Here is a 6,876-nt window from a genome sequence, read left to right as displayed (position 1 = left end):
GCCGATCATCGAGGCGATGGCCGTTGGGGTTCCGGTCGCCTGTAGCCACGGCACCGCACTCCCTGAAATCGCGGGCAATGCCGCCGTCCTGTTCGACCCGACCAGCACGCCGCAAATCGCGGCGGCGATGCTTTCCCTGGCGCAGGATGAAAAAATACGTAACCGACTGATTCAGGAAGGAAGCGCGCGCGCACGCGAGTTCTCGGATACGCGGCGGATGGCCACCGAGTATTGGGGTGTCTTCCAGGACGCACTCGCCTAAACATCGTTGGGGTTCGTTTCTGACCCCAACCCGGACCATGGACATACAAAGTGACTAAAAAAGCATTTATCACCGGCATCACCGGGCAGGATGGCTCCTATTTGAGCGAACTGCTCCTAGAGCAGGGCTACGAGGTGCATGGCGCGGTTCGCCGCGCCAGATCGCTTGAACGGAGCCGGCTCGCGCACCTCTACGCCGATCCGGCCATCTACAACCAAAGGCTTTTTTTGCACTATGCCGACCTTGACGATCCAACCACGTTGAGGCGTGTGCTCACCAAGGTCCAACCACGGGAACTCTATCACCTCGCCGGGCAGAGTCATGTGGGACTGAGTTTCGAGATCCCGGAGACGACTTGCGAGTTCACCGCCATGGGCACCCTGCGGCTGCTCGAAATCCTGCGCGATCTCCCCGAATCGCCGCGCTTCTTTCATGCTACCTCCAGCGAGATCTTCGGGCGTCCCACCCAGAATCCGCAGACCGAAACCACCCCGATGGCCCCAATCAACCCCTATGGCTGCGCCAAGGCGTTCGCGACCCAGATGGTGCGGGTCTATCGTGAAAGTCACGGGCTGTTCGCGGTCAATGGCATTCTGTATAACCATGAATCGCCACGCCGCGGCGAAAATTTCGTGACCCGCAAAATCTGTCATGCCGCCGCCGCGATCAAATTGAACCAGCAGAAAGAACTCGTGCTCGGCGATACCAGCGCATTGCGCGATTGGGGGCACGCCCGGGATTATGTTCGCGGTATGTGGATGGCGCTCAATCATGAGACGCCCGACGATTACATCCTCGCCACCGGGAAGCTGCATACGGTGCAGCAGGTGATCGAAAACGCCTTTGCGACGGTCGCGCTTGACTGGCGGGAATACGTCCGGTTCAACAGTCATTTCCTGCGACCGGCCGAACCGCTCCATCTCGTGGGCGATGCCAGCAAGGCCAAGACCGCGCTCGGCTGGACGCCCCGAACTTCTTTCCAGGAACTGATCCAGGAAATGACCGAGGCGGAACTGGACCACCTTTCACAAACCAACTCATAAGGAAACGCGTCATCATGTCCAATCGAAAAACCGCCCTCATTACCGGCATCACGGGCCAGGATGGCGCCTACCTGGCTGAATTCCTGCTGAATAAAGGCTATCTGGTGCATGGAATCAAGCGTCGCAGCTCATTGTTCAATACTGATCGGATCGACCACCTCTATCAGGATCCTCACGAGATCGAACGCCGCTTCATCCTGCATCACGGCGACCTCACCGACTCCAGCAGCCTGATTCGCATCATCCAGCAGACCCAACCGGACGAGGTCTATAACCTCGCCGCGCAGAGTCATGTCGCCGTCTCGTTCGAGGAACCGGAATACACCGCCAATTCGGACGCGCTCGGCGCTTTGCGCATCCTGGAGGCGATCCGGATTCTTGGCTTGGAGAAAAAGACGCGCTTCTATCAAGCATCTACCTCCGAACTCTACGGTCTGGTGCAGGAGACCCCGCAAAAGGAAACCACGCCTTTTTACCCGCGGAGCCCTTATGCGGTCGCCAAACTCTATGCTTATTGGATCACGGTGAATTACCGCGAAGCCTATGGCCTGTATGCCTGTAATGGCATCCTGTTCAATCATGAATCGCCGCTTCGCGGCGAGACGTTCGTCACCCGCAAAGTCACCCGCGCGCTCGCGCGCATCAAGCTCGGTCTGCAGGACTGTCTCTATCTTGGCAACCTTGATTCCAAGCGGGATTGGGGACACGCACGCGATTATGTCGAAATGCAATGGCTCATGCTCCAACAGGAGCAGCCGGAGGATTTCGTCATCGCCACCGGCGTGCAATACAGCGTGCGTGACTTCGTCGATGCCGCCGCGCAAGAGCTTGGCATCTCCATCGCCTGGATTGGACAGGGCGTCGATGAAACCGGCACCGACGCACAGGGCCAGATCATCGTCCGAGTCGATCCGCGCTACTTCCGTCCGACCGAGGTCGAGACCCTGCTTGGAGACGCGTCGAAGGCCAGGGAAAAACTCGGCTGGGTTCCCCGCATCGGGTTTGACGAACTGGTCCGCGAGATGGTCAGGGAAGATCTCAAGGCAACCGAACGTGACGAGCTGGTCAAAAAACACGGTTACAAGGCATTCGACCACCACGAATAGAGCGGAATGGCTGCGGATCCACTCATTACGCTCGCCGTCCCCTCGTTCAATCAGGGGCGCTATCTGAATGACGCCTTAGCCTCGATCTTTCGGCAGAATCTCTCGGTGGAAGTTTTCCTCGTCGATGGCGGCTCGACGGACGGTTCCATCGAGATCATCGAGCGATGGGCGGATCGCCTCGCGGGCTGGCGCAGCTATCCCGATCAGGGGCAATCCGCAGCCATCAACGAAGGCATCGCGGCAGGCCGCGCGCCTTTCGTCTGCTGGCTCAACAGCGACGATTGGCTGTTGCCTAGAGGACTTGAGACCTTGTTGCATGCCTTGCGGAGGGCACCGGACGCCTCCGCCGTCTATGGCCGGGCCTGGAATTTTCTGCAAAGAACAGGCGTCCAGCGATCAATGTGGGTGCGGCCATTCAGCGAACGCTGGTTCGCGAACTACTGCTTCATTACCCAACCCGCAACCCTGATCCGTCGTACGGCCTGGGAGTCCGTTGGCGGACTCGACCCGACTCTCCACATGGCGATGGATTACGACCTCTGGTGGCGCCTTTACAAGACCTGCGGTCCATTGTGTTTCGTCGACGAATACACGGCGGTCAACCGCGAACATGCAAAGACAAAGACCGGCACCCTACGGCGCCTGCACTATCGGGAAGCGATGAATGTCGTCCGCCGGCATCACGGACGGGTACCCATGAAATGGTGGCTCGCGCAGCCCTATGCCGTCTGGTATCGAGCGCTGACGAGCAAGTGGCAATGAACGAACAAGCCGGCGTCGATGTCGGCTCCGCGTTCATTGCGATGCGATCTTGACCTCGGGGCGCATGTTGAAGTAGCCATCGTAGCGGATGGCATCCGGGTTGATTTCAACGTTCAGCATGGCGAGATCATGCGAGAAAAAGAGGATTTCATCGAAGTTGCCGGTGCCATAAGGGCGGTTCCCGACGCCAACGGTGATCGAGTAGTCGCCCTTGATCAGGTTAGCGTCAATGCGCCACTCGACGCGCACCGTTTCGCTGGCGGCAAGGGGTGGCGGAGTCTTCCCCATGCAATAGGCGTTGGTTTCGAACACGGAATGGCCAAAGCGGTTACGGATCCCAATCCCATAGTGTGGGCTGCCCAGGTCCCGCCGCGTCCGCAAATGAGCGACAATGATCAAGGATTCTTCGCTGACAATGGATTCGATCGCCTGCCCCTGGCCGTTATTCAGCTCAAGATGAACAAGTTCGATCTCTCCGGTTCCCGCGAGTGGCGCCTGCGCATGACGCTTGATTGGTAAAGCCTCAGTCCGCGCGGAAGGACGAGCGATCGACACTGGCACGTCGCCCTGGTGGCTTCTATGCAAGAGCATGGCGTGATAGTGATCGACGACATCCTTGGGACTGCCTTGATCGACGATGTGCCCGTTTTCCAGCAAAATCGCCTGATCGCACAGTGTCTTGATCGAACTCATGTCGTGGGAGACGAGCAGTATGCTACCCCCGCGAGCACGAAAATCCTGGATGGCCCGCATACATTTCTGTTGGAAATAGGCGTCTCCGACCGAGAGCGCTTCATCGACCACGAAGCAACTAGGATCCGCGTGAATGGCAATGGAAAAGGCCAGGCGCATGACCATGCCAGAGGAATAAGTCTTCAGCGGTTCATGGATAAATTCGCCCAGCTCGGCAAAATCGATGATGGCTGAACGCCGGGCCGCAATCTGCTCGATGGTCATTCCAAGGAGCATGGCATTGGCTCGAATATTATCGATTCCACTCATCTCCATATTGAAACCGGTACCAAGTTCGAGCAAGCCGGTAATACGCCCGGAGATTTGAATGCGACCGCTGTCGGGTAGCAGAACGCCGGTCAGAATCTTGAGAAGAGTCGATTTGCCCGCCCCGTTCTGTCCAATGATTCCGAACGTCTGACCGTCTTCGACCTGAAATGAAATGTCATTCAACGCCTCGTAAACGGTGTGATAAGAGCGGCGACGGATGATTTCCTTGAGCCGATCGGAAGGCTTTCGGTAAAGACGGAACCGTTTACTGATGTGCTCGGCATGGATCATTGGTCGTCACCAAGGAGTTTCCGCGCGAGATACAGAACGGCGGAGAAATAGGCCGTGGAGAGAACGATCATCGCCAGCGTCGTTTGTAGCCCGCTGAGCAGCCGGAGCAGCCTCCGAGCCGTCATGAAAACCACGAGCGACAGACCCGCCACGGCGAACAGAAAGAGCATCATAAAAAATCCCGAACATCTCGCTCCAGCCATTTCAGCAGCAGCCAGGCGAGTAAAAGAGTGATGTGCGCAATCAGAACCAGTCGAAATAGCGCATCGAAATCAGGCATCTGACCATGTACCAGGATACCGTGATACGCGGCAATGAAAAGATACGCCGGGTTGAATGAGTCTTGCATCTGCTGGACGAGAGGCGGTGCGACATCCGGTACCCAGACGATCGGAGTGAGCCAGAACCAGAAGGTCAGAAGGATACCCACCATCTCTTTGATGTCGCGTAAAAAAACATTGAGGACGCCGAACAGAAGTCCAAGCCCGAAGGCGAAGATTTGCTGCAAGAGAAAGATGAACGGGAGTAGCAGAAACGATTTTCCGGGAAATGCGCCAATGATGAGCATGAACACCATGAAAATGAGCAGTGAAATCGCAAAGGCGATTCCTTCCGAGACGACGATGTAAAGCGGCAGATACGCGAGCGCGATCGGGATTTTCCCAATGATGTGGCGTTTGTCAAGAAAGACGGTTGAGCCACGGGTAATGGTGTTGGCAAACGCCATCCAGGGTAGCAATCCACTGACGAGATAAATCGCATAGCTGTAATTGCCGGCAACGCCAGGTAAACGCGCACCCATGACATTGGCGAAAATCACGGTAAAGATAAAAATCATCACCAATGGATGGATCCACGCCCAAAGAGCGCCGAGCGCCGAACCCGAATAACGGTCGACGAAGTCCTGGCGAGTGAAATCGAGTAACAACAGCAAATTCATTGATGAGACATCCAGCAAGTGAGCCGGCGGCACGAAACGTATCTCCGGACTATTCCTCTCTGAATGCCCGGGCGAGCCGATCGGTGAAGGGCCGAATGAGATAATCGAAAAAGGTACGTTCGCCGGTTTTGATCATGGCTTCCACCGGCATTCCGGCTTGCAGTGGACGTGCCTTCAGTTGTTCCATGCCCTCGGGGTTGACCCGAATACGGGCCAGGTAATAGGGCCTGTTGGTGGCTTTGTCGATCAGGCGATCCGCCGAGACCGTCAGGACGGTCCCTGGGATCACAGGCGTGGTCCGGGTATTAAAGGCACTCATATGCAGATCCGCCTCAAGGCCGGGGGACACCCGGTCGATGTCCATGGGTTGAACCTGAGCTTCGATAATGAATGACTCGTTTTCGGGAACGATGTCCAAGAGTTGATCTCCTGGGCGAATCACACCCCCGATGGTGTGAATGCTGGACCCGACGACAGCGCCGGCCACGGGCGCCCTGATCACCGTGCGTTCCAGCGTTTGTTGCAAGGCTCTCATGCGTTCGCGCAGATCGGCCAGCTTGGTCTCGATATCGCGCAGTTCGGTGACGACTTCACTGGTGAATTTACGTTTCAGTTGGGCGCTCTGAATCTCGGTCTCGCCGATCTGTACACGCGCGCTGGCAATATCCGATTGATGCTGACCCCGCTCGCCATCCACCTCGGCGGCCAGTCGTTCCCACTCCAATAAACGGCTTTTATCGCCCAGGCCCTTCGCGAAGAGTTTGTCGAGACCGGTGATTTCTTCCTGATAAAGATTGAGTCGCTTCAGCTTGCTTGCGGCCAACGCCTCAAGCCCTTGAATCTGCTGTTCCAGTTGTTCGCGACGCTGTTGCAACACCTGTTGCTCGCCGATCAGTGCCCCGCGCCGGGCGTCGAAAACGCGCTTCTCCCCGATGATTGCCTCGTGGATACGGGGATCGTCCCTAGCGGTGAGGAGATCCTCGGAAAACACGATTTCTGGCAGATCGTCCCGTTCGGCCACCAGACGAGATTCTTGAGCACGGAGCGAGAGATATTGGCCGCGGGTGATTTCGAGCTGCGCGCTAGCCTGCGTGTCGTCCAGACGAATAATGATGTCGCCAGCGGCCACTCGATCGCCTTCGCGCACCAGGATCTCGCTGACAGTGCCTCCATCGAGGTGCTGGATCGTCTTGCGAGCGGACTCAACCGCGACTACGCCGGAGGCGACCGCGGCGCCGTCGATAGGGGCGAATGCCGCCCAGAGGCCGAAACCGCCAAAGGCCACGAGGAGCAACAGCAGGCCTGCGATTCGCTCTGGCCGATCGCTGGTGGGCACGCTCGCGGAGTCCTCGGTTTCTTCAACCTGACGGGGAATGACCGTGATATCCATCGTTGATTCAGAGACCTGATTTGATTTGGGTTGACTGTGGTTTGTCGTTTGCAGGACGCATCGATGGGTTTCGCGGCCTC

The 6,876-nt window shown here is 57.3% G+C and carries 8 protein-coding genes; 4 read left to right on the top strand and 4 right to left on the bottom strand.

The window, feature by feature from the left end; genetic code table 11:
* The 4 genes from QZY07_RS19460 to QZY07_RS19445 form a co-directional block, all read left to right on the top strand.
* On the top strand, positions 1-262 hold a 262-nt coding region (locus tag QZY07_RS19460; RefSeq protein WP_295406230.1), incomplete at its 5' end, for a glycosyltransferase.
* A gap of 50 nt (positions 263-312) precedes the next feature.
* Positions 313-1,305 carry a GDP-mannose 4,6-dehydratase gene (locus QZY07_RS19455; RefSeq protein WP_295406228.1) on the top strand — a complete coding sequence of 331 codons (993 nt, stop codon included), beginning with the start codon at positions 313-315 and terminating at the stop codon, positions 1,303-1,305.
* A 14-nt stretch (positions 1,306-1,319) separates the two neighbouring features.
* Positions 1,320-2,411, top strand: coding sequence for a GDP-mannose 4,6-dehydratase (gene gmd, locus QZY07_RS19450; protein WP_295406227.1), 1,092 nt, complete (start codon positions 1,320-1,322; stop codon positions 2,409-2,411).
* A gap of 6 nt (positions 2,412-2,417) precedes the next feature.
* Positions 2,418-3,173 carry a glycosyltransferase family 2 protein gene (locus QZY07_RS19445; RefSeq protein WP_295406225.1) on the top strand — a complete coding sequence of 252 codons (756 nt, stop codon included), beginning with the start codon at positions 2,418-2,420 and terminating at the stop codon, positions 3,171-3,173.
* Between the two features lie 33 nt (positions 3,174-3,206).
* On the opposite strand, the gene QZY07_RS19440 is transcribed toward QZY07_RS19445, so the two are convergent.
* Genes QZY07_RS19440 through QZY07_RS19425 form a run of 4 tightly spaced genes read right to left on the bottom strand, consistent with a single transcriptional unit; the run spans position 3,207 to position 6,796 of the window.
* Positions 3,207-4,466, bottom strand: a complete 1,260-nt coding sequence (locus QZY07_RS19440; RefSeq protein WP_295406223.1) for an ABC transporter ATP-binding protein — start codon at positions 4,464-4,466, stop codon at positions 3,207-3,209.
* Positions 4,463-4,639, bottom strand: coding sequence for a hypothetical protein (locus QZY07_RS19435; RefSeq protein WP_295406221.1), 177 nt, complete (start codon positions 4,637-4,639; stop codon positions 4,463-4,465). Before QZY07_RS19435 ends, QZY07_RS19440 begins: the two co-directional genes overlap by 4 nt.
* A complete protein-coding gene (locus QZY07_RS19430; RefSeq protein ID WP_295406219.1) occupies positions 4,636-5,439 on the bottom strand; it encodes an ABC transporter permease in 804 nt (267 codons plus the stop codon). The genes QZY07_RS19435 and QZY07_RS19430 overlap by 4 nt, the downstream gene beginning before the upstream one ends.
* A 16-nt stretch (positions 5,440-5,455) precedes the next feature.
* Complete coding sequence (locus QZY07_RS19425; protein WP_295406217.1) at positions 5,456-6,796, bottom strand: HlyD family type I secretion periplasmic adaptor subunit; 1,341 nt, start codon at positions 6,794-6,796, stop codon at positions 5,456-5,458.
* Positions 6,797-6,876 lie beyond the last annotated feature (80 nt).

Source organism: uncultured Thiocystis sp., from assembly GCF_903866365.1.
In the GTDB taxonomy this organism is placed as follows: Bacteria; Pseudomonadota; Gammaproteobacteria; order Chromatiales; family Chromatiaceae; genus Chromatium.
Note: the sequence above shows the minus strand (reverse complement) of the source record. Positions and strands in the feature narration are given on the sequence as shown.

Coding starts and splice junctions, on each gene's coding strand:
- gmd (WP_295406227.1), top strand. CDS start 1,320: ATGTCCAATCGAAAAACCGCCCTCATTACCGGCATCACGGGCCAGGAT.
- QZY07_RS19445 (WP_295406225.1), top strand. CDS start 2,418: ATGGCTGCGGATCCACTCATTACGCTCGCCGTCCCCTCGTTCAATCAG.
- QZY07_RS19440 (WP_295406223.1), bottom strand. CDS start 4,466: ATGATCCATGCCGAGCACATCAGTAAACGGTTCCGTCTTTACCGAAAG.
- QZY07_RS19435 (WP_295406221.1), bottom strand. CDS start 4,639: ATGATGCTCTTTCTGTTCGCCGTGGCGGGTCTGTCGCTCGTGGTTTTC.
- QZY07_RS19425 (WP_295406217.1), bottom strand. CDS start 6,796: ATGGATATCACGGTCATTCCCCGTCAGGTTGAAGAAACCGAGGACTCC.